Source organism: Chitinophagales bacterium (genome assembly GCA_041392475.1).
Lineage (GTDB): Bacteria > Bacteroidota > Bacteroidia > Chitinophagales > UBA2359 > JAUHXA01.
Genome location: JAWKLZ010000001.1, coordinates 709407 through 734801, shown reverse-complemented (window position 1 = coordinate 734801; position 25395 = coordinate 709407). Strand labels below are relative to the sequence as shown.

21 protein-coding genes are annotated in these 25395 nt (G+C 37.9%); 10 read left to right on the top strand and 11 right to left on the bottom strand.

Annotated features, from left to right (window positions below; all coding sequences use genetic code 11):
• Nucleotides 1-84: 84 nt before the first annotated feature.
• The 3 genes from R3E32_02685 (at nt 85) to R3E32_02675 (ending at nt 4847) form a co-directional block, all read left to right on the top strand.
• Nucleotides 85-2394, top strand: coding sequence for a discoidin domain-containing protein (locus R3E32_02685; protein MEZ4883618.1), 2310 nt, complete (start codon nt 85-87; stop codon nt 2392-2394).
• Between the two features lie 199 nt (nt 2395-2593).
• On the top strand, nt 2594-4129 hold the full coding sequence (locus tag R3E32_02680; protein ID MEZ4883617.1) for a M12 family metallopeptidase: 1536 nt from the start codon (nt 2594-2596) through the stop codon (nt 4127-4129).
• Nucleotides 4130-4202: 73 nt separating this feature from the next.
• A complete protein-coding gene (locus tag R3E32_02675; protein MEZ4883616.1) occupies nt 4203-4847 on the top strand; it encodes a DUF4377 domain-containing protein in 645 nt (214 codons plus the stop codon).
• A gap of 104 nt (nt 4848-4951) precedes the next feature.
• Here the strand turns inward: R3E32_02675 and R3E32_02670 are convergent, their stop codons facing one another.
• From R3E32_02670 to R3E32_02655, 4 genes are all read right to left on the bottom strand, one after another.
• Nucleotides 4952-6223 carry a DUF3570 domain-containing protein gene (locus R3E32_02670; protein ID MEZ4883615.1) on the bottom strand — a complete coding sequence of 424 codons (1272 nt, stop codon included), beginning with the start codon at nt 6221-6223 and terminating at the stop codon, nt 4952-4954.
• 83 nt (nt 6224-6306) lie between these two features.
• Entirely contained in the window at nt 6307-6525 is a 219-nt protein-coding gene (locus R3E32_02665) for a DUF4266 domain-containing protein (GenBank protein MEZ4883614.1), read from the bottom strand.
• Nucleotides 6526-6612: 87 nt separating this feature from the next.
• Nucleotides 6613-8043, bottom strand: coding sequence for an FAD:protein FMN transferase (locus R3E32_02660; protein MEZ4883613.1), 1431 nt, complete (start codon nt 8041-8043; stop codon nt 6613-6615).
• 259 nt (nt 8044-8302) lie between these two features.
• Nucleotides 8303-9010, bottom strand: coding sequence for an RDD family protein (locus R3E32_02655; GenBank protein ID MEZ4883612.1), 708 nt, complete (start codon nt 9008-9010; stop codon nt 8303-8305).
• 140 nt (nt 9011-9150) lie between these two features.
• Between R3E32_02655 and R3E32_02650 the strand changes: the two genes are divergently transcribed.
• From R3E32_02650 to R3E32_02640, 3 genes are all read left to right on the top strand, one after another.
• The gene (locus tag R3E32_02650) at nt 9151-10137 is read left to right on the top strand and encodes a stage II sporulation protein M (GenBank protein MEZ4883611.1); all 987 of its coding nucleotides are present in this window, start codon (nt 9151-9153) and stop codon (nt 10135-10137) included.
• Nucleotides 10138-10159: 22 nt separating this feature from the next.
• Nucleotides 10160-11131, top strand: a complete 972-nt coding sequence (locus R3E32_02645) for a polyprenyl synthetase family protein (GenBank protein ID MEZ4883610.1) — start codon at nt 10160-10162, stop codon at nt 11129-11131.
• A 62-nt stretch (nt 11132-11193) separates the two neighbouring features.
• Complete coding sequence (locus R3E32_02640; protein ID MEZ4883609.1) at nt 11194-11679, top strand: PKD domain-containing protein; 486 nt, start codon at nt 11194-11196, stop codon at nt 11677-11679.
• A gap of 116 nt (nt 11680-11795) precedes the next feature.
• On the opposite strand, the gene R3E32_02635 is transcribed toward R3E32_02640, so the two are convergent.
• Nucleotides 11796-13358 (bottom strand): hypothetical protein, encoded by a 1563-nt coding sequence (locus R3E32_02635; GenBank protein ID MEZ4883608.1) that lies wholly within the window; start codon nt 13356-13358, stop codon nt 11796-11798.
• A 90-nt stretch (nt 13359-13448) separates the two neighbouring features.
• Between R3E32_02635 and R3E32_02630 the strand changes: the two genes are divergently transcribed.
• The gene (locus R3E32_02630; protein MEZ4883607.1) at nt 13449-13808 is read left to right on the top strand and encodes a hypothetical protein; all 360 of its coding nucleotides are present in this window, start codon (nt 13449-13451) and stop codon (nt 13806-13808) included.
• Between the two features lie 33 nt (nt 13809-13841).
• Here R3E32_02630 and R3E32_02625 read toward each other — a convergent pair whose 3' ends face one another.
• The 5 genes from R3E32_02625 to R3E32_02605 all read right to left on the bottom strand — a co-directional run bounded on the left by R3E32_02625 (nt 13842) and on the right by R3E32_02605 (nt 19852).
• Entirely contained in the window at nt 13842-15155 is a 1314-nt protein-coding gene (locus R3E32_02625) for a glycosyl hydrolase family 18 protein (protein ID MEZ4883606.1), read from the bottom strand.
• A 411-nt stretch (nt 15156-15566) separates the two neighbouring features.
• Nucleotides 15567-16388, bottom strand: coding sequence for a BtpA/SgcQ family protein (locus R3E32_02620; protein MEZ4883605.1), 822 nt, complete (start codon nt 16386-16388; stop codon nt 15567-15569).
• Nucleotides 16389-16416: 28 nt separating this feature from the next.
• Complete coding sequence (locus R3E32_02615) at nt 16417-17370, bottom strand: succinylglutamate desuccinylase/aspartoacylase family protein (GenBank protein ID MEZ4883604.1); 954 nt, start codon at nt 17368-17370, stop codon at nt 16417-16419.
• Nucleotides 17371-18312 (bottom strand): hypothetical protein, encoded by a 942-nt coding sequence (locus tag R3E32_02610; GenBank protein ID MEZ4883603.1) that lies wholly within the window; start codon nt 18310-18312, stop codon nt 17371-17373.
• A 73-nt stretch (nt 18313-18385) separates the two neighbouring features.
• Nucleotides 18386-19852, bottom strand: coding sequence for a hypothetical protein (locus R3E32_02605; GenBank protein MEZ4883602.1), 1467 nt, complete (start codon nt 19850-19852; stop codon nt 18386-18388).
• Between the two features lie 198 nt (nt 19853-20050).
• Here R3E32_02605 and R3E32_02600 point away from each other — a divergent pair, with 198 nt between their 5' ends.
• On the top strand, nt 20051-20611 hold the full coding sequence (locus tag R3E32_02600) for an STM3941 family protein (protein ID MEZ4883601.1): 561 nt from the start codon (nt 20051-20053) through the stop codon (nt 20609-20611).
• A 76-nt stretch (nt 20612-20687) separates the two neighbouring features.
• Here R3E32_02600 and R3E32_02595 read toward each other — a convergent pair whose 3' ends face one another.
• Complete coding sequence (locus tag R3E32_02595; protein MEZ4883600.1) at nt 20688-23087, bottom strand: choice-of-anchor B family protein; 2400 nt, start codon at nt 23085-23087, stop codon at nt 20688-20690.
• Nucleotides 23088-23314: 227 nt separating this feature from the next.
• Here R3E32_02595 and R3E32_02590 point away from each other — a divergent pair, with 227 nt between their 5' ends.
• Nucleotides 23315-23956: a viroplasmin family protein gene (locus R3E32_02590; protein MEZ4883599.1), complete on the top strand. Its 642-nt coding sequence runs from the start codon at nt 23315-23317 to the stop codon at nt 23954-23956.
• Nucleotides 23957-24099: 143 nt separating this feature from the next.
• Entirely contained in the window at nt 24100-25395 is a 1296-nt protein-coding gene (locus R3E32_02585) for a HAMP domain-containing sensor histidine kinase (GenBank protein ID MEZ4883598.1), read from the top strand.

Below are 25395 nucleotides of genomic sequence, written 5' to 3'. Positions count from 1 at the left end.
AATGTCGGAACGTCTATCTGAAATTCGTCTAATGGAGCATCTTTCTTTACAAACCTTTTTCCTTAACATTAAATAGTTTTTTAGATGAAACACTTATATTTTTTCAAAAAATCTACATGGTTAGTAGCTATAATTTGTTTTTTGACATTCAGCAGTTTTGTAGGACACCCTACCGCTACACCCGACAATTCAGATATTAGCTTAACCTCTCGCATAGAGGATGCTTTGATAAGTGCCAAAAACTACCTACAAAGTTTTTTTGGTGAAACAGTTTCGGCTGCAGTTGAAGAAGCAGAAATAGAACTATTTGTCAATAGTTTGGAGTGCAACTTAGAACCTTCTTGGGAAGCACACCCCGCTGAAGGCAAAAAACTACTGATTTTGGGTCGTCCTGGACCGCTTGCAAGGGCTTTGGGCGAAGGCAATCAAGTCAAAGTACGAGAGGAGGAAGCTCCTCAAAGTGATTCTGGTGTGGGCAGAACAAATTCAAATACAGGAAATTCACGAGCTAGAGGCAGAGGAGTTGCGCCATCTACCAATACTGCTCCTCCTACTGGTGAAGATGGGCCTACTCAGCCCAACAAACAAGAGATTATTCAATTGGTGCAAGGAGCAGATGCTTTATTGATAGAGGCGAGTTCATTGCAGGCTAAAAACTTGAAGGAAAACGATTATGTGCAGGCTGCTTTAGACGGAGGAGTTCCTATTGTAATGGAAAACCTTGATGGTCAAACTTTATCAAGCCTTACAGGAGTCGGGTTTGATGTGAAAGCAGGTATTATCAAGTTGCGTAGAAATGGCAGCATTGAAATGGATGTTTTGGGTACGGAAAGCGATCTACAATCGGTTGCCAATCAAGTAGAACCCAATCCGTTGGAAGGAAAAAAGAGTGAAAAAGTAAAAAACAGCAGAGAGTATCAAGAGGCTGTAAGGCGCAGAGCAAGAGGCGTTCAAGAGGACGAAGAACCTGATGTTGTCAAAAATGAACCACAATTTGATGACTCTCCAAAACTTACCTTGGAGGATGTAAAAAACGAGGCTATAGAAATACTAAGTAGCCATCAAAAAATGCCTATACAAAAACCGCAAGCGGATTTTGCAGGAGGTATTAAAGACTACTCTAAAGGAGATCCATTTTACATCAGTTTGACAGGTTACAAACAAACGACAACTAGCCAAAAGAGTTATTACAAAGTCGAATTGAAGGTTCAGTTGTTTGCCGCTAGTACTCAGAAATATGTAAAAGTAACAACTACGGGCGGGTCTAAGTTTATTGCAGCCGCTAGTGGTACAAGCTTAACTTGGAATACCCGCTTAGATAAGGGTTATTACACCGATCAAGTGAGAGTAGAATATGGACCTATTACATCAGGACATGGTTTGGTAATCGAAGATGAAAATCCAAAAAGTCAAAACAATACTGGTCAATACATTGTATCAAAAGGATTTACAGTGGGAGCAAGTGCAGATTTTGCCAAAGACCCAAGTATGGGAGTGAATGCTTCTTACTCTCAAACAGAAACATCGGTTCAAAATTTTACAGATTTTACCTGCTTCAATGCAGTAGAAAACAACTACGCCAAATTCAGATGGGAAATGACCCAAACAGGGAATTCAACACCCTACAACAACTATTGGGATTTGAGAGATTATGGCTGTTGTGACTGGGATCCAGGACTTTACTCTCTTCCTACAATGGCAACAGGCAGTTTGAATCCTCAATCGGAAGTAGTATGGCGAGCTCCAAAAAACGAAAACAGGAAGATTACCTTCAAATTATACATTTACCACTATTTAGTAGATTTCTATAGAACTCGTTGGAAATGGTACGATTTTGATTTTGGACATTGGAATGCCCTCACTGGTCCTACTTATGCTTACCAAAAAACTTTCACTGTAGATTTTAGTTCTGTGTGGGTACCGAGCCTTTCGGCAGGAAGACCAACAAATATGTCCAGTATCAACAGCAGTTATCGTTGGGAATCTGGTAGAGCAGTAGATGGCAAAAATGCCAATGACCGTTGGGGTTCTTCAACAGCGACTAAATACGAATTGAATCCTTGGTGGGAAGTAGATTTGGAAAGCACAAGAACGATTCAAAACATTGAAGTATATGATGCCAATTGGACTTGTTGCAGTAGCTGGCGTTTGAAAGACTACTACATCATGTTGGCAAATAGAGAAGATGATTTTTACAAAGCAGGGCGGGTATCCAAAACATTGGATGAAGCCTTGGCTACTCCAAGTATCAAAGCAGAGTTTTTTCCTGGTATTCAAAATGGTTACAAAAAATACAACCTAACAGGTAGTTACAACAATTACCGCTATGTTCGGATTTGGATGAAAGGAAATGGTATTATCCCTCTTTGCGAAGTAGTAGTCAATCGACCATAAAGCCATAACATTGAAGGAGAATCTAAATATTTGAGAATGAGCTATTCCTTTATTTTGAAAATGAAGGAATAGCTTTTTTGAGTACAAAAAACTATACTTATATTTTCGTTACCTTTATTTTCAAAAAAATGTCGGATTCTAAGATTCAAATTCGTCTAATAGTCCATAAAACCTCATTTTTTATTGTAAACATATTATCATGAAATACACAAAATTATTATTTCCCTTATTCGTTTTACTATTGTTCTTCAATGATTCAACTCTACATGCTCAATCAAGGGGTAGTTCTCGCATCCCTCAAGATGCCGAAACCTATAAACCCGACAACGACAATAGGAAGATAAAAGAATTGGATGTTACACTACCGATGCGTTTCAATCGCCAAAGGTTGAAGCTGGAAATAGTGGACAATATGGCGATTTATGAAGGTGATATTGTGTTGGGACATGAAGCTGAATTCAATGGAGAAGTATCATTTGCAGTCGCTATAGCAAACAATACATATAGATGGGAAGACGGAATTATGCCTTATGTTCTTTCACCCAGCCATCCCAGAAAAACAGAGATTTTACAAGCCATTGACCATATCAATAAAAAAACTAAAATATGTATGGTTGAGCGCACCAATGAACGAGATTATGTGAACTTTTTGTCAGGAAGCGGTTGCTGGTCCTATGTAGGCCGCCAAACCTTTGAACAAGCCATCAATATTGGCAATTGCAGCCTTGGTAGCATTATTCACGAGATTTGCCATGCAGCAGGATTGTACCACGAACAATCGAGAAGTGATCGTGATCAATTTATTGAAATAAAATGGGACAATATCAGCGAGGACAAAAAGCAAAACTTTGATAGAAAAGATGCAACAGGTATGGATATTGGTGTGTATGATTTTGGCTCTGTGATGCACTACCCTGCAACGGCTTTTAGCAAAAATGGGCAGCCCACTATTGTGAGTAAAGTCGGCGCAAAGGCTTTTGGTCAACGAGATGGCTTGAGTCCTATGGATATCAGCGCATTGAATAACTTGTATAGTGAAGCTCCTGGTTGTGGAAATGAAGAAGTGGTGGTTGCCCCTCCTACAACAGGTACTGGAGGTGGAACAACTACAACAACACTAGTGCCTACTGGTGGTGGAGAAACAAAAACGCCTAATCCTACAACTGGTACTGGTGGTGGAGAAACAAAAACACCTAATCCTACAACTGGTACTGGTGGTGGAGAAACAAAAACACCTAATCCTACAACTGGTACTGGTGGTGGAGAAACAAAAACGCCTAATCCTACAACTGGCATAGGCGGTGGAGAAACAAAAACGCCTAATCCTACAACTGGTACTGGTGGTGGAGAAACAAAAACGCCTAATCCTACAACTGGCACAAATCTCGGAACAAAGATAAGAGGTGGGAATTTGGGTAATACAGGAAAACCCATCGTCACAACACCCGAACCCAATACAAAAGAACCAAAACCTATCCAAGGAAAAGTAAGCTTTTTCTCTGAGGTCAACTACGAGGGAAAATCTATACAATTGACCACAGGCCGTTATAGTGTTGAACAATTACTCAAACAGTTGGGTACAGAAAACATTCGCTCAGTATTGTTCGGCAAAGAACTGGTGATTGAATTTTATCTAAAAGACCGCAATCGAAAAGTATTGTCGGAAAGTATCCCTAACCTGACCGACTTCAAAGAAAGATACGAAATGCTGATCATTAAGGGGAATAGGAGGTAATTAATTGCCCTCCGTTTAGGATAAATAACAGCATTTTTTTCATCAACATTTTTTTACAAAATTTTCTAAACATATGAATTTATTACCAATAGTTTTTGTTTTTTTAATAGCATGTAGTAGTGCCAATGTATCAGATACTTCTTCAAGTCAAGAACCTGCAAAAGAGAACACTACTGCAATGCCCGAAAGTGATGTTCCCTCTACTAAAGCAAATACAACGACCTTGTGGATATCACATTATCAAGTGCCTTGTGTAGGCGAAGGCGATGTTTCTTTATGTTACTTGGCCCAAGAAGGCCCATCTATTGTAGAAGATAATTGGGAGTATTTTTACGATGTTATCCAAGGTTTCGACGACTATGAATTGGGCAATGTGTACCAATTGAAGGTCAACAAAACCGAACGAAAATCACCCATTCCCGAAGATGCAGGCGGTTTTGAGTATTCACTGGTAGAAATAACAGCCAAAGAAAAGGCTGATGCAAATACTACTTTCACCTTACCTCTTAGAATGGAACCTTCCGCCTTGCCTTTTATTATGAAAAAACCAGAGGGTGACGATTACTACCTACTTGATTACACCAAAGTAAACTTAGCAGACAAGACACTGAAAACGGATTTGGAAAAAGCCATCAAAGGAAATAGCACCTTTGCAGGAATTTTTGAGCATACGAGTGACCCTAACACCATTTTGTTGAAGAGTTTGGAAGTGGACTAACCAGATAAATGAATAATTGGAAAAGGGCGGCAACTTTGGTTGCCGCCCTTTTTTTATGCTTTGCATATTCATCAAACAAGGATTTAGCTTTCTTCTTATGGTCTTTAAAAGGTAAATCCCATATCCAAACTAATCAACCATGCCTTCAATCCGTCACTTCTGTCATACAAAGTACCTCGTAGGTCAATGCTTTTGAACAACAAGATATTGGCAGGTTTTTTACCCAATTTGAGCATTTTCATACGTCCAATACCGTTGAGAGGTGAATAGTGAACGCCTACACCATATTGCTGACTGCTGAACGCCGAAAGATCGTAATCCGAAGTATAGAAAGTATCGGATAGACTGTGTTCTTTGTAAGGTTTGAAGTAATCCGCAGCCGTCTGTGTATAGTAACGATAGTGGGGGTAAATGGAGAAAAAGCGATTGATTTTGAAGGGAATTTCAAGGCTAGCTGTATGTCCTGTGATACCCCAATCATCGGAATAATAACGGTAGTAACTTCTCAACAAAATTTTGTCAGATAAGTAGTAGTTGATTCGCAATCCCAACGGAATTTTGAGACGGGTATCGGGCAATTGTTCGATTTTGGCTTGTTGCTGTTCTAAAAAATACACACGGTGAAAAGGTGTGGACAACAAACCTGTTTGATAGGTAACTTCTGGATTGAAAGCGATTTGCATTCGCTTATTAATTACTTGCGAGTACGTTGCCGATAGGTTGTAGGACTGTCGGATATTGGTGTTGAGCAAAGCACCTTGATTCCGCAATTCGATGGGATAAATCAAGTCCCAAGTATCAAAAAATGCTTGTGCTGCAAGGCTTATTTCTCGGTTGTTGTCCTTAGACGCTTTGCTGAAATTCAATCCACCTTGAAGCGAAGTAACGTCATATTCTCTGGATCCACCAATCATTACTCCGAAACTCTTGTTTTTGTCTGGCACAAGGCGTGAATATCCCACATTGAAGTAAATCCGCGAATCACTGCTTGAAGCAGAAGAAATACGGGTGTCAATGTTGTCCGTTGAAGCAGAGGAATAAAAATCAAAACCTGCGGTAATGTCCATTTTGCTTTTTTCATTTAGAGGCAAATTGACAATGATGGTCGAAGTATAATCCTGCAACGATTCTGTTCCTATTCCACCTGTCACGGGTGAATGATTGCCATCTTGACTGTAATAGCTAAACAAAATATTCATCTCCGCTTCTTCCAATTGTTTGGTTGGAGCATCTATTTGCGTTGAAGAATTATCAATTGTGGGGTCAGGAGTGCTTTGACCCATTGAGGTTTGGGATGCCAATAATACGACAACAATAAGAGTATAAAAGCTTTTGAGAGTACGTGCTTTATCACACAGAATGGTTGCTAAATTCATATTGAAGTGATCTATTAAATGAAATGTTTTTTTCGTAGATGGGTAAAATAGCCTTCTGAAATTTTTGTAGTACTATTTGTAAGCTAATTGCAGCCACAACCGCCTCCTACTTTCCCTCCATTCGCGCCAGAAGCTCCTTCTCGGTAGGTCTGAAAATTGGTTTCATACATTTCTACTTTGCGTTTACTCAGCTTCATGTCTTCATCGTTGAGGTACATTTTTTGGTATTCTTTGACGGATACACAGGAACTTGTGAATTGAATCGCAAAGCAACAGAAAATAAATATTTTGAGTAGTTTCATTTTTTGTGTTTTTGTGTGTTGGAGTATTGATGTGTTTGTGATACTCGAATAAAAAAAAAATCATAGTTCCAACATTGTTAAACAACGTCACTCATAATAATTAAGAGCCAAATGTTCAGAGGTTTTGATTTCATTTTCATCTGTCACCAACAAACACTCAATGCCCTTCAATTGATTCACCAAATTGATGCCCGCACCTTCACCCAATACAAAAATGGAAGTCGCCAGAGCATCCGCCAATTCTGCATCGGGGCAAATAACGGTTACGCTTTTTAAGCCCGTAACAGGCATACCTGTACGAGGGTCAATGATATGAGCATAGCGAGTTCCGTCAATCATCGCAAATTTTTCGTAGTTTCCCGAAGTCACTACGCTTTGATTGACAATACTCAGCCACGAAAAAATTTTGTCCTTTTCTTGTGGATCTGCAATTCCGATTTTCCAAACCGTTCCATCTTCTTGTTCTCCCCAACCAATCAAATCGCCTCCCGCATTAACCAATCCATTTTCAATACCCATTTCTTGCATGATTTTCTTCGCCCGATTAGCGGCATATCCTTTACCGATTGCACCAAAACCAATCCTCATGCCTTCTTCCTTCAAGAAAACCGTTTGTGTTTCATCATCCAAAATAATGTTGTGGTAATTGATTTTAGCTACGGATGCTGCAATTGCTTCTTTACTTGGCAGTTCGGTCATCGAACCATCAAACTTCCATACCTTCTCCAAGGATGCAAAACTGATGTCAAAAGCTCCATCCGTCAGTTTAGAAACCCTCAATGCTCTGTGAATCAAATCATAAAGTTCTTTGTCGACCTTCACAGGCTCAATGCCTGCTTTGCGGTTGATTTCACTGGTTTCGGAATCTTCTTTCCATGAAGAAATAAGGTTTTCGATGCGGGTGATTTCTGCAATACCTGCATTGATAGCATCCCATGCCAACTGCTCATCTTCCTGAATAGCAGACACTTCAAAACGAGATCCCATCAACTTCAATACCTTGGTGTGGGTTTTGTTGGTCTCCTTTTCGGAGTTCATGCCTTCGGAGTTCATGCCCATTTTGGAGAAACTAGAAAAGTAGGCTATGTAATCCTTTATTTCAAAGTCTTTTTTGTAGCCCATTCCTCCCAGTTTTTTGCCAGTGTGGTCGAGGAGAATCATTGAAGGAAAAACACCATTTGGATTGTACGTTTCGGCCAATTTGTCATTGTGTGCCGTTTGTTCATCACTCAATCGGTTCTTTTTTTGAGCTGGAAAATCGGCTTCGACCAATATTAGATTTTGAGAAGCATATTCTTCAAACTCGGAGGAGGTCAATACTTCTTGCTTCAATTTCATACAGGGTTTGCACCAATCTGAGCCTGAAAAAACTACTAAAATGGGGTTCTGCGTTTTTTCGGCTTCTTGTTTTGCGACTTCAATATCGGTGTACCATTGGATTCCTTCTGCAAATGTTGCATGAGCATAGAAGCTGGTCAGCATTAACAAAAACAAAAATTTTATTGCAAATAATTTCATAAATTAAAAAAAATTTGTGTAAGCAATACATACAATTGCAGCCTAGCATTTGTTTAGTATTCTTGCTGTAAATGTATATCTTAATATCGTAAAAAGAGAGTATCTTATTGCAGTAGGCAATAAAGGCAGCTATGTTGACAGGTTTTTCAATCCTTAGTTTAAGGAACTGATTTTCAAATATTAATTTTTGGAATACAAATAATAATAAAGTATTGAAGGTGTAAGATTAGTGCAGTTTTTGTAAATGAAATGGCGTAAATTAGGAATTGAGGTGATTGTAGTCCTTGAGAATTGTTTCCAAGAAAATACGAGCAGGTAAACTGCTTTCTATATCCAATAGTTTTTTCAATTTAGCGACCAGAGCTAATATAACTTGGTTATTGCTAGTCTGTTTGGCATCGTTCATGATTTCTTTGATAAGCGACACATCCTTATCGGTTAGGTTTTGTACTTGTTTGAAGGTCACTTGATAGTTTTCATCGGTAAATTCAAATAGTGTATCGGATAGCTTTTTACGAGATTTGAGACTAACGACTGCCGTACCTGCTGCCATGTCCCCCAATCTTTGACCTTTGCCATTCATTACGATGGTCAATACTGCCAAACCTCCAAAGGTCATAAACACGTCAATCAAACGAAACAACCAGCGAATAAAATAACTACCAAACGATACGGGTAGTCCATTGATATTGATTACTTTGATGTTCATTTGTCGTTTACCAATACTCTGCCCATTCATAAACAACTCACAAAGAAGATGATACAACCAAACTGGAAAGATAAATATCAAAATAATGGCCCATTGGGGTAATGCGCTTGAAATAATGTCTATGAAATAGAGCATACCCAATAAATACATTCCTAAGATGAGGTAATCAATCAAACCTGCAATAAAACGGTCTCCTAGTCCTGCGGCTTCGTATTCTATCGCCACATTTTGTGTTGTATCAATACTAATTCTTTCCATAAATCAAGTCGGTGATATTGTTTTTTCTTTAAGTTCTTCTAATGAATTGCGAAAGTTATCAAAACTTTCGTAATCTTGGCATATATTTGATTTTGAACTTGTATATTAAATTCTTAACAAGCCCCCAAATTACTTATAAAATGCGAGAACCTGCTTTTATCAAAAAAAATAAAGATAAATGGCAACGTTTTGAAGCCTTATTAGATAAGAAAGAACGTACTGTAACTCCCGATGAGCAAGCTACGCTTTTTATCCAAATTACCGATGACCTTTCTTATGCCAAAACTTTTTACCCAAAAAGTTCGATCACACAGTATTTGAATACTTTGGCAGCAAAAGTACACCAGTCTATCTACCGAAACAAAAAAGAGGAAAGCAGTCGAATTGTTCAATTTTGGAAATACGAATTGCCGATGGTCATGTACGAAGTACGCCACAAACTGCTGTATGCTGTATTGATTTTTGGCATTGCCGTTGCGATTGGAGTGATTTCGAGTGCCAACGATGCCACATTTGTGCGATTGATTTTGGGAGATGGTTATGTCAATATGACTCTTGACAACATAGAAAAAGGCGACCCAATGGGTGTTTACAAACACATGGAGCAAATGGAAATGTGGGTATATATTGCATGGAACAATGTGAGAGTTTCGTTCATGGCATTTATTTTTGGTGTATTTCTGTCATTTGGAACAGGTCTTGTGCTACTCCAAAATGGGATTATGCTTGGGGCATTTCAGTATTTTTTCTACCAAAAAGGACTATTTCTCACCTCTTTTCTCACAATCTGGATACATGGCACACTCGAAATATCAGCGATAGTCATTGCAGGTTGTGCAGGTTTTGTGATGGGCAACAGCATTTTATTTCCCAAAACTTATTCGAGGCGACAGTCTTTCTTGATAGGTGCTAAAAAAGGCTTGAAAATAATTGTAGGTTTGATTCCCATATTTATCTTAGCAGCCTTTTTTGAAGGATTTGTTACAAGATTGACCGAAATGCCTGATTTGTTAAAGCTAACGATTATCTTGATTTCTTTGGCTTTTGTGATTTGGTATTTTGTGGTTTATCCGAAGCATTTGATGACTTTAGGTGAGAGAGCAGAGGAATTAGAAACGAGAGTTTAAAAATTGAAAATGATACTTATTGATGAAACACTTATTTGATATATTTATAAAATCCTTAGAAGAACACAGTGCTGCTAAACCTCCCTTCAATCTGTATGAGCCTGTCGACTATCTGCTGCAATTGGGCGGAAAAAGAGTGCGTCCTGTGTTGTGTCTGATGGCTTGTGAACTGTTTGACACAGATGTTAAAAAAGCTCTCGCACCTGCAATAGGCATTGAGTACTTTCACAATTTCACGCTTGCACATGATGATATTATGGATGCTGCTCCCCTACGACGTGGCAAGGAAACGATGCACACGAAATACAACTTAAATACTGCAATTTTGTCGGGTGATGTGATGTTTGCCAAAGCCTATAGCTATATCTGTCAAGTAGATTCTTCTATTCTTGGACTTGTACTTCAAACATTTAACCAAACGGCCATTGAAGTATGTGAGGGGCAACAATACGATATGGATTTTGAAACCTTGCCTGTAACGGAAGTAAGTGTGGAAGATTACCTCAAAATGATAGAATTGAAAACAGCCGTATTAATTGCTGCAAGCCTGAAAATTGGAGCCTTAGTGGGCGGTGCTTCAATTGAGGAAGCTCAAAATTTGTACGAATTTGGGCGATTGGCAGGCATTGCATTTCAGCTACAAGACGACATTTTGGATACCTATAGCACGGATGAAAATTTTGGAAAGCAAGTTGGCGGTGATATCATTCAAAATAAAAAAACCTTTCTCCTTTTGGAAGCGGTAAATCTGGCTGACGAGAAAAATAGGAATAATATATTGCACTGTATTTCTCTTCAAAATTTCGACAAAGAAGAAAAAATAAATACAATAAAAAACATATTCAACTTATTGAAAATAAAAGAAAAAGCAGAGAAATTAATGGAATCTTACTACCAAAAAGCTTGCGAACATTTGGATGCAACTAAGCTAAGTATGAAAAAAAAACAATCTCTTCTCACATTTATTGACTATTTAATGAAGAGAAAACAATAATTTTGCTTAAATTGTGATATGAACCCCAAAATCATTAATCCCTAATGTAAACCTATTCAGATATGAAACAATTACTCCTACTTTCTTTCTGTTTATTGTTCAGTATATGCAATTATGCTGGAGTTGGTGTCGGAAGTACTCATGTAAATGAAAGCGAAATAGTTGCAGATATCAATATCGTAGAAACTGCTGCAACAGCTTTTTTGGATCGTGCGCCAATTTACGACAAAGATGTTTGCAAATTAGATATGTTGTTTGACCTCACGATTGAAGGCTTAACTGTAACATTCAAAAACAAAGCCGTAGGCGAATATTCTAATGTAGAATGGACATTTGGTGATGGAGCAATCTCAGAAACCAAAGATATTCAACATACCTACAAAAAATCAGGAATTTATTATTTCACAGTGATGATTCACAATACATCAACAGGTTGTATCGATTTTATTGGCGGAAATTACTATTTACAAGCGACCAATCAATTGCACAATCCACAAAAAATCACACAAGAGGAAGTCAATCAATCCAAGATTTTAAACCTTGAATAAGATTGAAGTAAATTTGTTATTTATCAAACAATAAAATTGATTTAAAAAAGATATATTCCCGAATTTAATTCAATAGCCTACTGACTTTTTTGTTGGTAGGCTTTTTTATTTCTACTTTATTTATTTTTTGATTCCCAATCTTTTATCATTACTTCTCTAAGGGGAACTTCTTCTATTTTGCTGTTCAACCAATGTATCAGATTGAGGTAGGCACTTGCAGATTCTTCAAATTTTTGGAGCATGAGATGTTGAAGGGCATCCTTAAATTTTTGGTACAATTCTTTTGTCAAATCAAGATCACTAGTGCTTACCAACCTATGTAAATATTTTAAGATTGTATCTTCTACTTTATACAGTCTTTCTTTTTTCTGCAAAAATCGGCGTGTCGACTTGATTTCATATTGCAGTAAATCAAAGTAAGAGTCTCCCATATCATAGTAAATCAGCAACTTCAAAATTTTTGCATAACAGACTGTTCCATCCGCTCCATTTTGCTTTTCGTGAACATCAATTTTGGATTGCCATTCTAAAGCATTGTTCAACTGACCTGTATAAAACAACAACTTACTAACTTCAAAATAGAGATATATTTTCGTCTCATCATCCAAAACCGTTTTATATTTTTTTAGGCCTTTTACTATCCCGGGAATTAGTGCCAATGCTTTGTCAAATTGTCGTGTATTGAAGTAGTAATTGGCTAATAAGCTATGTGTTGTGTCAAATAACTGTGAATAATAATGAACGCTAAGTTTTTCAGTGTATTCCTTTTTTTCAGAAATAACTTGTACTTTTTTCATAATATCATTAAACTCACCATAGCGTTTAAGTTCTATACAGTTGTATAGTAGATTATGACAAATTTCTATATAGTCAAATATCTTATCCTCTTTGATTTTCTTATTTTCTTCAAGTAGTTCTAACTGCATTTTGTCATAAAAAAAAGCTATTGAATATTCTTGTTTGATGGTATGGTACAAAGCCCAAATATTATAAAACATTTTTTTGGAATCATAAACCAATGCTTTGTCTATATTTTGCAGTAATGGATGCCTCATCACTTCCTCGTACTTTTTCAATTCTTCTTCCGTTCTCACTACCATATCTTCTCTATAAAGGTCATACACTTTATCAGAAAGCATGTGGTATTGATGCGTATTTTCGATAACCTCAAATAAATACGCTCGCTCTGTCAAGTATTTCTTTTTGTATTCCTTTAGCTTTTCATTGGAATAACACATGGCCACACAAGAATATTCCAATTCCAATACATTGATCAAATTATTGATTTTTTCATATTCCCAAGCTATTTGTTTTGTTTTTCTAATAATTTTTAATGCTCGTTTGTAAAAACCTCGGTGATGCAACAATTTGACGGACTCCAAATCTTCATTGATTTTTGAGTCAATATCTTTACCAGAATAATAAGATCGTAAACTTTTGAGGATGAAATTATAAAGGTAATTTTTGGTGACTGAAAACTGCTTGATGAATTTTTCATTTTTGAACTTCTTCAAAATAGCCGTTTCGTCATATTCTTCTTGTTTATCAACTACTTCAAATAGTTTCACATAGTTCTTTTGTTCTCCTTTCACATGAGTTGAAGAAAAAACCTTGAAATAGCGTTTTTCGGATTGTTTGAGAGATTTAATCAATCTAAATAAATCATCAGAAGTAGCCATATATCATCTGCAAATTAGTATCCTTAAATAACAATTAAGCATCATCAATTTACCAAAAATACTTAACTTGCCACATAAATCTATTAATTAATGACCAACTTCTTTCAACGAACTTTTATCATAGCATTGCTTTCAGGTGTTGCTCAATTATTTATGCCTTTTTGGATAGTAGTAATAATTGCAGCAGTAGTGAGCTTGTTCACAGCAGACTCCGCAGCAAGCGGCTTTGCAAGCGGTTCAGCTGCAATTGGGACTTTATGGCTTTTCACTATCATGTATTTAGATATATCCACTTTGTCAGTTCTGACCAATAGGATGGTAGAACTTTTCACCCTTCCTTCAAAAACTCACCTCATTACGATTACCGTTTTCATTGGCTCGCTTCTTGGCGGGATGGGTGCAATGACAGGTGCTTTATTGCGGCAGTTGTTTCTGAGAAGCAAGGCCTGATTGACCTAAGAGTTACATTTACCTCATTTCCTATCAGTTTGCCAATCGATTGTAAACATCAATTAGCACTTTATACAGTGGTGGGCGGGCTGTAGTGGCGGCTCTCTGTTTTTGAGAGGAAGCAAACAGCAATTTTGCCTCTTCTCCACATACTTGAAATTTTTCTTGCAGCAATTCCCATAAATCTGTATGACCTTTGTCATAACCCAAAGCCCACATACCTACTCCTCCAATATCTTCGGTAATCGCCAAATCATATTTTCTTCCAATACTTTGTTTGCTGTCAAACCAACACTGCTTGAAATCTCCAGCTTTGCCTCTTACAAAATAAGGTGTTGCACTTTCGATATGCCATTTTTCGGTGTATTGTCCCTCGTATTTCGATTTGATTTCTGCAAAAGTACGGGAACTCACATAAGCCATACTATTGGAAGGAACTCCATAACTTTTTGTCTGCCATTCTCTACCGTAATAAGGAACTGCTAATATCAGCTTAGCCCTATCTACTCCTGTACAGATATAGTTTCTCAAAGTAGTTTCTAAAGATAAATATCCCTTCAATGGTGCAACTGGGCCAGCATGTTTGCTATTGGAATAATGGTAGTCGTAGCCCATGATGATAAACGCATCTACTACATCTTGCAAAGTTGCTACATCGTAAATCTGATAGTTGTTGAGTCCAGGAACAGCCATCGTCACAGAAGATCCAGGACGTTCTGTTTTCAAGCGTTTGGAGAGATATTGTACAAATTCGGTTAGCGAAGCTTTTTGTTCTCGCCGTACTCCTTCAAAGTCAATATTTACCCCATCGGCATTTCTATCATCCAATAATTTCATCAATGTATCGGTCAATCGAGTCCAAGCTTTTTTGTTGGTTAAAAAGCGAAAATTGTTCGTTCCTCCAAAATTGGTGACAGCCAACTCCACTCGATTACCCGCAGCTTTCGCCAAATCAATCGACTGTGTGGTTTGCCAATGGTGAATATCTCGATAACCGCCCGTATAGGCATTAAGGTCGTAGCCAAAATAGCAAAAGGTAGTAAGTAACGAAAAATCATAGCGTTGATATGCATCAGCCCCCATCCAATGTGGATGATAACCATACACCTGCTTTTTCATTCCACAGCCAGAATTTTCACTACAACTAGGTGCAATAGAAGTTTTGAGTTGTTCAAACGTGTTAAAAGGCATCACATCAGAAGATTCTGCTTCATTTTCTTCATAGAACGTAGCTTGCTCGTGTCTAATAGAGATATGTTCTTCTGGTTCAAAATCTTGGGCTTCGGTATTGGTAAAAATCAGTAGGAAAAGTAGTGGTGCTAAACAGTAATAGTTGTAAGTTCTCATTGTAGAAAGTTTTTATGCAAGATTAACAAGCATAAAATATGCCATAGACTTTCAAAATATGTCAGAAACTTGGTGGACATTAAGCGAGTTAACAGACTATTTTTAAACTAAAAGTCATTCTTGATTAATGACTTAGCCTCAACTTTAATTTTCATTTTTTACTTTCGTTTGAGATGACAGCAAAATAGACCTCCTCTCTTATATTTCTCCCCCAGTTTATAGCCCAACAATACACCTAAGATTCTATTTTTTATTGCTGTGCCATCTTCTGTATAATTAGATATATTTTCCAAACCTAATTGGTAAAAGATGTTCACTATGAATGAATTTAATTCAACCTCTGCTCCCGCCATCAATCCAAAATCCAAAGGTTGAATATATCGTCCTCAACAACATTTACGATTCAAAATTTCAATCTTTTCTCCATTTCATAACTCTTTCCATAAGTCTCCTAACCCTTTCCTTCTCTAATTCATTCGCCCAATGTCCATATTTTTTGAAGTAAGAACCCACAATCAAGGCATCGGCCACCTGTAAGTATTCCTCTACATTCTGCAAATTGACCCCTGATCCTACCAAAACAGGAATTTCTGTTTTAGCCTTCACTTCTTTTATTTCCTCTAAATCAGCAGTTTGACCTGTTGAAGCTCCAGTAACAATCACTCCGTCACTGCGAAAAAAAGCAGCAGCTTTGGCAGTTTCTGCAATGTCGACATCAGCAGTCAAAGCATGTGCGCTGTGTTTCTTTTTAATATCGGTCAAAACCAAAATATCTTCACCTTCAATGTGTCGCCGATAGCGCATCAACTCACCCGCACAGCCATCTATCCATCCTTCATCTGCTACATGTCCAAATACGAATCCTTCCACTCGTACAAAATCCAATCCTCCTGCTTTCGCTATCGCCAATGCCGATTTGTTGGCACCAGCCAATACTTGCACACCACAGGGGATTTGGGTTTCCTGCTTGATTTTGTAAGCAATGATGCTCATCATTGCTACGATTTCTGGATTGGCTTCTCCTTTTAGGTAAGGCGTATCGTGCATATTTTCAATCATAAGGGCATCTATCCCTGAATGCTGCAAAAGAATAGCTTCTTGTGTTGCCTTTTCGATGATTGAAGTTGTTGAGCCATCATAATTTGGGGTATTGGGAAGAGCTTGTAGGTGTATCATGCCAATGATGGGTTTGGCAATTTGAAAACATTGATGGAAGCGGTTGATCGTAGTCATTGAAGCTTTCTTTTTTGCAGTATTAAGATCAAACCGTTCCCAAATGCAATATCCTACCTCCTGTTTGATTTACAGGACTCACGCTTTTGCCAATCACAATCCCATCATTAGGAGCATAGTATTTTTGCATTACATCGCCAAAAATATTTCGTATAGTAGCAATCAATTCACCTTGTTTCACGAAATCTGTCACCTCGGGCATTACAGTTAATACACCACCTGTATCTGTATAAATCCATTTTGAGTCTTTGCAGTAAACAGTTGGTTTTTCTGGAATTTCAATTTCATCATCTGTCATCTTCAAGTATGCCAACACATTGTGAATTCCAATCAATCCAGAGCGAATCATGCGTTTTTGAAAACGGTTCGGATTGCCAACTTCAAGGGTAACAGCACATATTCCCATTTCATCAGCTGCCCCACGAAGCGTACCGTCAGAAGGGGGATCGTTGACTACAATTTGTGCATTTTGCAATTCGGCTAATTTTGCAGTCATGGTCTTACTCAAATCTGCTCGAACATAATGCGAATTGATACGCCCAAGACTTGCTGTATGCAAGTCCAATAAATATTCAAACTCATGAATCACTCGATGAATAATTCGATAAGCATATACCTGACTTACATTGCCGTCTATTTTCCCCGGCATAATATGGTTAAGGTCAGTTCCGTCATTGAAACGTCGTTTGCGGCGAATAAAACTTGGCACATTTACAATTGGTACACCCACAACTGTTCCACGTAGTTCTTTGGCATCCAATTCTCCAAACAACCGCTGAATGGCTGGAATCCCATTTAGCTCATTCCCATGCACTGCCGCCGTTAAACCCAAAACAGGGCCATCTTTCAAACCCCTTGCAACCATTACGGGGACATTGATAGGGTTTCCCAATCCGTCCGAAATCAATTTTACCCAAAATCGGGTAATTTCACCTTTTGGAGCACTTTCAATCTCTAACTTATTTACATTTCTAATGTCCATCTATATTCTCCTTCGTTTGGTTTCTAAATAATCAAAAATTAAATCTACTGCTTGTTCCACTACAGGTTGCCCCGATTGCTCGGCAGCTTGTGGGAGTCCGCCAACGCTTAAAGTATTGATTTCGGATAATACCCTTTTTCCATCGTCATCCACAAGCGTATCAAATCCACATACCACAATTCCTTGTTCCAATAAGCTCGGGCTTATTGTTGCGGCAATCAAGTGTTCCTGTTCGTCTGCTTCCGACAAAATGGAACTTCCGCCTTGCGCCACATTACACATCCAAGAGCCTTTAGGTGGCAACCTCAATGAAGCTCCCAAAATCTGCCCATTCACTAAAATAACTCGTTTATCTCCTTGATGCACATTTTTCAAATATTTCATTCCCAAATACGCACCATCTGTTGTGAGATTTTCTTTAAGAGTCGGTAAAAACTCATTGAAGTCCATCATACTATTACCATAATACACCTGCTCTCCTTCAATTTTTACGATACCCTTGCCACCATAATTTCGCAAAGGCTTCAATACTATCGAAAACTCCTTTTTGAATTGCAGAATATCTTCGATTGTATGACATAGTTTTATTGGAGGACAAACATAAGGAAAATTTAGCAGATATTCTTTGGAACTAGTCATTACTATACCACTTGGACGGTTGACAATGTATTTTTCAGGAAAATTATTCTTCAAAAAATCAAAAAATCCTGCCCCAATAGGTCGAGGTAATCGCATCATAATCAAATCATAATCCTTCAAATTACACACTACCGTATTCTTCAAAAACTGCCTTCCATCTTTCTGAAATTCAAAATTTTCGTCAATCCTCGTGACCTCTAAACTTGTACTGGTAAAATGGTGAAAAAAGGAATCATTGGCAGGATTTCCTCGACTGGCAACATCAATACTACTGCAATTTGGATGTTGTAACATAGTTCGCATGAGAGCATAAATAGAGTTTTCTGAACTATGCCCACTGTGGTCCGTTAATGTTAAAACTTTGTATTTCATTTATTTACAACATAATTTCGTTAACCAAGGTTTGGTCATCATTTAGCGGTTTAAACAAACGCATACTGAACCTTCCTTTGGCATTAATGAGTGTGTGCGACATTTTATCAATCGCAATGGTAGACAAGACGGTTTGAATATATGCTTCAATCAAATCATCTAAACCGATACCTAATTTATTAAAGTCCCTACGGTCAGTGAGTATCAACCGATTCGTATCGCTATCCCAACTCCCATCCTCGTTTTTGATTGAAAGGTTTGTACCCAATATATCCCACGAATCACCGCTTTCCGATATTTTATCAACCAACGGTTTGGCTGCTCTTCGGGAATAAACACCCAATGGACGTATCCCTTCCTTCGTACTGCTTACCATCATCCTTAGGTCAAAAACATAAGTATTTCCCTTTGCATTGGGCATCGTTCCTACGTGGTAAAACTTCCCATCTGAACTTATAGAACTCCAATGATAGTTACCAATCAAACTTTGAACAATAAAACGCTCATATTCAAATTCTTTTAACATAAAATCATCGAGTTCTTTTTGATTGACAATCGTAAAAACCCCCTGCCCAGCATTGCTGTAAGGAATTTTTATCACCGCTTGTCCTCCCATTTTTTTGACCCATAGCGGAATTTCGGCTTTGCTTACATCCCAAATTGTTTCGGGAATAATGATTTTCAAACCAGCAGACCGAATGTCGGCATTGAAAAAATCGTATGCTTTTGCAGCTACCATCTTATTCCGACCACCTGTTAGACAAGCAATAATAGGATTTAAGATGCGTGTTTTGGTATGTAAAGGAATACGGTTCCAAGGACGCTGTGTCACATACCGAAAAGCTGCTCGGATTTGATGCCATTCTCCATCTTCGGTTCGTATAAACATTACCCCATCTTCAAATTTCACAGGTGGATCTTTGTCGAACTGTTCAAAATAAGCGTAATAAACTGGTTCTTCAAATACATCTGCAATCACTTTAGCATACCCTAAGGTTTCCATCGGATTTTTGTCGTGTATAACCGCCAATGCACCTTTGATTCGGGGTGCGCCACTCTTCGACTTCAAATAAGGTTTGAAAGTACGCTCTATCAATAGACGATAACTACCTTCTTCTTGGTGATCATCACGCAATGGCATAGATTTTTGGCCAGACGGACAGGAATTGTTTTCAATAACTACCATCTGACGCTTGCCTTTTGCAGAGGTAACATTGATTAGATCCGCTCCTGCCCACATAAAATACTTGCATTGATAATCCAACAATTCGCTCAGTTTTTCTCGATCTACCATCGGATGTAAATGACAGTATCGATTCACAATCCTGTCTTTATCTAAATTCAAGAAAAAGTTGACCATTGGGTGAATGGTTGAATTGAATGCTTTGGCGTACCAGTGGTCTTCTGCTTCAAATGTTCCTGGTTGGATTATTTGAGCATTGTGTATTTGACTGTTTGTTTCGCTTGACATAGTTTTTGTATTTTAGAAGCTACCTTTTTTTTGAAGCCGCAATAATAGACTTTAAATGTCTATTTTGTCACACTTTAATTTAAAAACTTTTGCTTAATATTTCTCTATTTTTCTCTACTAATTTTGGAACTTATATCTGTTTATAAGAGTTAAATTAACAACTAAATAACGCAATGATTCACATATAAAAAGAAGAAAATGAACAACACAGACATCATTGAAATTCCTCTCAGCAAAGTAAAATTGAGCTTACTTTTGCTGAGTTCTATACTATTTGTCGTTTTGAGTTATTGGTTACTTCTACGGTATATCAATTCCCATGATTCATTTTTTGAAGGTGATTCATGGTTCATTTGCATTGTATCGGTATTGGGATTTTTGATGGGTTTGGGTGGAATGTACTTTTTCACCAAAAAATTATTTGATAAAAAACCTGGACTGGTGATTGACGAATTGGGAATTATCGACAATTCAGGTGGTTTGTCCATTGGTAGAATTTATTGGACAGATATTATTGATATTTATGAATATACAGTTCAGGTAGGTATAGCATCCAAACAAAGATTCGTGGCTATAACCCTTCAAAATCCCAAAGATTACATCGCTCGCCAAGCCAACCCATTGAAGAAAAAAATAATGCAATCAAATGAAAAATACATGGGAACACCTGTCAGTATTTCTGCAAATGGACTGAAAATTTCCTTTGATGAGTTATTGATTTTGATTGAAGAGAAAATGCAAAATTTTAAACAATCGTAGAAAAAATCAATATTCTTCAAAGAGTAGACTTCAAAAGTCTCCACCTCGAATGTGGTATTTATTTTGTTGCCAGTATTTAGTATTTCAATACCTTCCTTGTTTCGCCTCCAAATTTCACAATATACAAGCCCGATTCTGCTGATTCTCCCCAATTGAAGCCAATAAGTTCATGCTGCAAAAACCTCCGTTGCAAAACCATTCTTCCCATGCTATCAAAAATTTGCAGCAAAATAGGATTGGTAGTAGCAGGGACATTTTCAAATTGAAAAATTGTTTGATTTTCAAAAGGATTGGGTATAATTTGCAGGTTGAACCGATTGTTTGAAATGGGCTCTTCAATGTCAGTTGGATTTGCATCCATGATTCTAAAAACGTCTATTGCAGCTTCTACCACCAAATCCGCTGAAGATCCTTTTGCAGTGATAATCAACTGCATATTTTGTGTTGCAGGCAAATACTCCAACACATTAAAGGATTGCTGATGCCAAACATTCTGGGTTTCATAATCGGTATAAATTGTTTGTAAATCAACAGTATCTATACCGTTTTTCAGTTCAAATTTTACAAAATCCGCTTCATTATCTGATACATCACTGCTGCAAAACCATTGGTAAAAAGAAAGAATGGGCAGATTGAAATCGGTGAGATCAAAAATCGGTGAAAACAAAGTCGTTGTGCCACCATCGAGGTCATTGTCCTCCAATTCGCCTCCGCTACTGCCAGTCACAAAACAGAAATTGCTAAAATCATCCTGCACATCTTTGTCGGGATTGCACGCACTTCCATCCTCCAAAAAAGTTCCTTTAGGCACATCCCTCTTCCAAACGCCTGTCATATCTCCCGCAACGCTGACCGACCAACCGAAATTAAGCCAAAAATCATCTTCGTATTCCCGTTGAAGTTCCAAACGCAAATGTGTGTTCGATTCATTCACCACTATATCTTTAATCCATGTTACCAAGCCCCATTTGTATGCCAAAATCAAGTATTTGTCAGCGTAAAAAGAACTTATAGAAATATTCCCCGATTCGTTACTCAATTGTGCGTAGTTAATTGCAGGTATTTTTGCTTCAAACTGTACTCCTTCAATCGGTTTGCCTGTTGCTTTATCGACTATTTCTACTGTCAATTCAAAACTTGTACGGGCTTGAAGTTCTACATTCAAGAGCATTATTTTTGCCGTTTCTAAATTTACATTTTCGATTGTCAATGGCTCATAACCATACTTGTAGAATGAAAAAGTATATGTTCCAGCTTGTGCTACTCCTGTTTTGAAGTGTCCTCCAAAATCACTTATTTCCATACCTTCTTTTCCTTCAATCTTTATCTCTACTCCTTCAACAACTTCACCTGTTTCCTTATTGGTAACATTGCCTTCCACATAAGCGGCTCTTTGGTAAGTAGGGCGCAAAACAAACAAACCTTGCTCACGGTCAGTCGCCAAAATATTACCCGATGGTAGAAAAGGATAAGCCCCCCAACATCCCAATGCTCCCATACCACTGTGCAGCGAAGTATCGAAATATTCGGTTTCGACCAAAGCATCAGGTTCGTGCGCATCTACAATGATTACGCCATCATTATAATAAGAAATCACCAGAAAATCATTGAATACATGCACATTGTGAGGCATCACATTTTCGCCGGGTGAAGATTGGTATCTATCCAACTCTCGGATGTCACTCAAATCAGAAATATCATAAGAAGCTATGTAGGCATCGTTTTTTTCATCGGTTGTAAATACGACCTGCCCATTATCCGAAAACCAAGCATTGTGTGTAAAATCATTTGGCGTTGAATGAGTTGCCAAAACCACTGGATTCATCGGATCACTTACATCTGCAATCATCAACTGTCCTACATATACTTCTGAACTCAATAAAATACCGTTCCTTACATACGCATCGTGTGAATATTGGTGGGTAAAGTCATACAAAAAAGTGGGCGCAAGAGGATTGGGCTTCAAATCCAATATTTTGACTCCTCTTTGTGCCGTCGGAATAGTTTTTTTGAAATTATTGTAGCCCGACAAATACGCCAAGCCACGCTCATCAATATAAATATTGTGAGCAGTATTGAGGCTGCTATCTTCAATGTAAACCGAGGTATCTATAGACATAGGTAAATTTTGAAGATCAATGATTTGCATTCCTCCTTTTGTTTCATTCACAACGTAGAGATAGTGTTCATAGGTCTTTAAATCACGCCAGATACTACTTTCACCTTCAATGAAAAACAACTCTTGTGGCTCAACAGGGTTTGTGACATTGACAATCGAAACTCCCGTCTTCACTCCCACCAAGGCATACTCATTGCCTGATTCATCTACATATCCCCAAACATCATTTAACCCATCTGGATAAAAAAGATTAGACAAGGAGTCCATTTGAATTTGAGCAAAAACTGGGAGAAATAAGGTGCCAACAATAAAGCATACACAAGCAAATTGCAGCAAGGATAAAATGTATTTTTTCATCAAAAAAAGATTGAGTTTTTTGTAAAAAATCAAGCAGCAAAAGTACAATTTCTGTGAACTTTGAGCTGTCAGCATAGTTGCTTATAGTTGTTTTGGTTTAACTTTATATGCTAATTATATCAATTGTTTGTTTGAAAGCGTTATTTTAATCGTTCAATGACACACTAAATGGGATCTTCAAAAAATCCGTATATTTCGACTTTTATTGAAAAGAAAGAATTAGAGGTATGGCAAAAAGTAAGAAAAAATACTACGTAGTTTGGGAAGGCAATGAAACAGGCATTTTCGACAATTGGGCAGATTGTCAAGCCCAAATAAAAGGTTTTGCTGGAGCGAGGTACAAATCCTTCCAAAGCAAAGAGTTGGCGGAAGAAGCCTATTATGGAAATAGCAGCGATTACATCGGTAAAAATGTAAAAAACGATACTTCTTTGACAGAAGAACAGTTGCGCTTAATCGGGAAACCCATATTGGAAAGCCTTGCAGTAGATGCAGCTTGCAGTGGAAATCCAGGGGTTTTGGAATACCAAGGCGTTGATACCAAATCGGGGATTCGTTTTTTTCACCAAGGGCCTTTCCCTCAAGGAACAGTCAACTTGGGTGAATTTTTGGCTTTAGTACATGGTTTGGCATATTTGAAGCAGAAAGGCAGTAATATTCCTATTTATTCAGATTCGAGAACTGCAATGGCTTGGGTTCGCAACAAACAGGTAAAGACTACTTTGCAGCGAAACAATACCAACCGCCATTTATTTGAACTGATAGATAGGGGTTTAGCATGGCTAAAAAACAACACCTACTCCAATAAAATATTGAAGTGGGAGACAGCAGCATGGGGCGAAATTCCAGCAGATTTTGGTAGAAAATAAGTAGTGAATGAAAATTAAAATGAAAAAAATCTTTGATAAGCAGGCTATTATAAAAAATTAGTTGTTAAGTTAAATTTGACTAACTACTTAAGTAATATTTTATTGACAATTCTAAGTAAAAGTCTAAACATCAACACAATTACATGAACCTATACGACAAAACCCTTCAATGGAAAATAGCTTTGATAGCAGCAGCACTCATCATCGTTGCCATCAGTTTATATTACAGCCAATCACTCGCCAATCAGTTGGCAAATGAAGAGCGTAAAAAGATAGAATTATACGGCAAGGCGGTAAATGAAATCAAAAATATTTTTTCATTTATGAACCAAAAGGAACAGTTAGACCCTTTGGCACAGAAGGTATTGGAAGAATATGAATCCAATATTCTTGCTTTTTTGCAGGAAATCACCACTTCGAATACGACCATTCCTGTCATCCAAACCAATGGCAAGGACCAAATTACAGGCACTCGAAATCTCGACCCCAATGACAATGAACGAACCTTTGATTTGAAAAATTTGGAAGATGCTGCCATTGTGATGGACGAATTGGAGGCTATGAAAAACAGTTTTCCTCCCATCGAAATTTCGGCTCGCTTCAACGAAAGAGATGATGAAGGAAACGAAACAGGTAAAATATTGGAGCGAAAAAGTTTTATTTACTACAATGAATCAAGTATCCTGCAACAATTGCGAACCTATCCCCTCTTTCAGTTATTCATCATTTCTATTTTTCTACTGATTGCGTATGTGGCTTTTGATGCTGCAAGACGAGCCGAACAAAACAAGGTGTGGTTGGGTATGGCGAAAGAAACAGCGCATCAATTGGGTACACCTTTATTTTCGATGGTAGGCTGGGTCGAAATGCTCAAAATTTCGGAAGACCCCAGCGGGGAGGCACAAATGGTAGGTGAAGAATTGGAGAAGGATGTGGGACGCTTACAACTCATTGCAGACCGTTTTTCAAAGATTGGCGCACAACCCAAACTATCTCCTACCAACATTGTAGAATCTGTCAAAGAAACGACTACTTATATGCGCCGCAGAGCGTCCAAACAAGTCGTGGTGAGTTTTGAATCCGCACAACCTGAAATTCGTGCCAATGTAAACAATGTTTTGTTTGATTGGGTCATCGAAAACCTTATTCGCAATGGACTGGATTCGATGGGCCCAGAAGGGAAATTGGATGTCAAAATGTGGGAAGAGGCAGGCAAGGTAATCATTGAAGTAACGGATTCGGGTAAAGGGATTCCAAAATCCAAATTCAAAACAGTTTTTAAACCAGGTTACAGCACCAAAAAACGGGGCTGGGGTCTTGGTCTATCACTCTCCAAACGCATCGTGGAGATGTATCATAAAGGGAAAATTTTTGTTGCTCAGTCGGTTTTGGATCAAGGAACGACTTTCAGAGTGGTTGTGCCTGTTTTGGAGGATTAG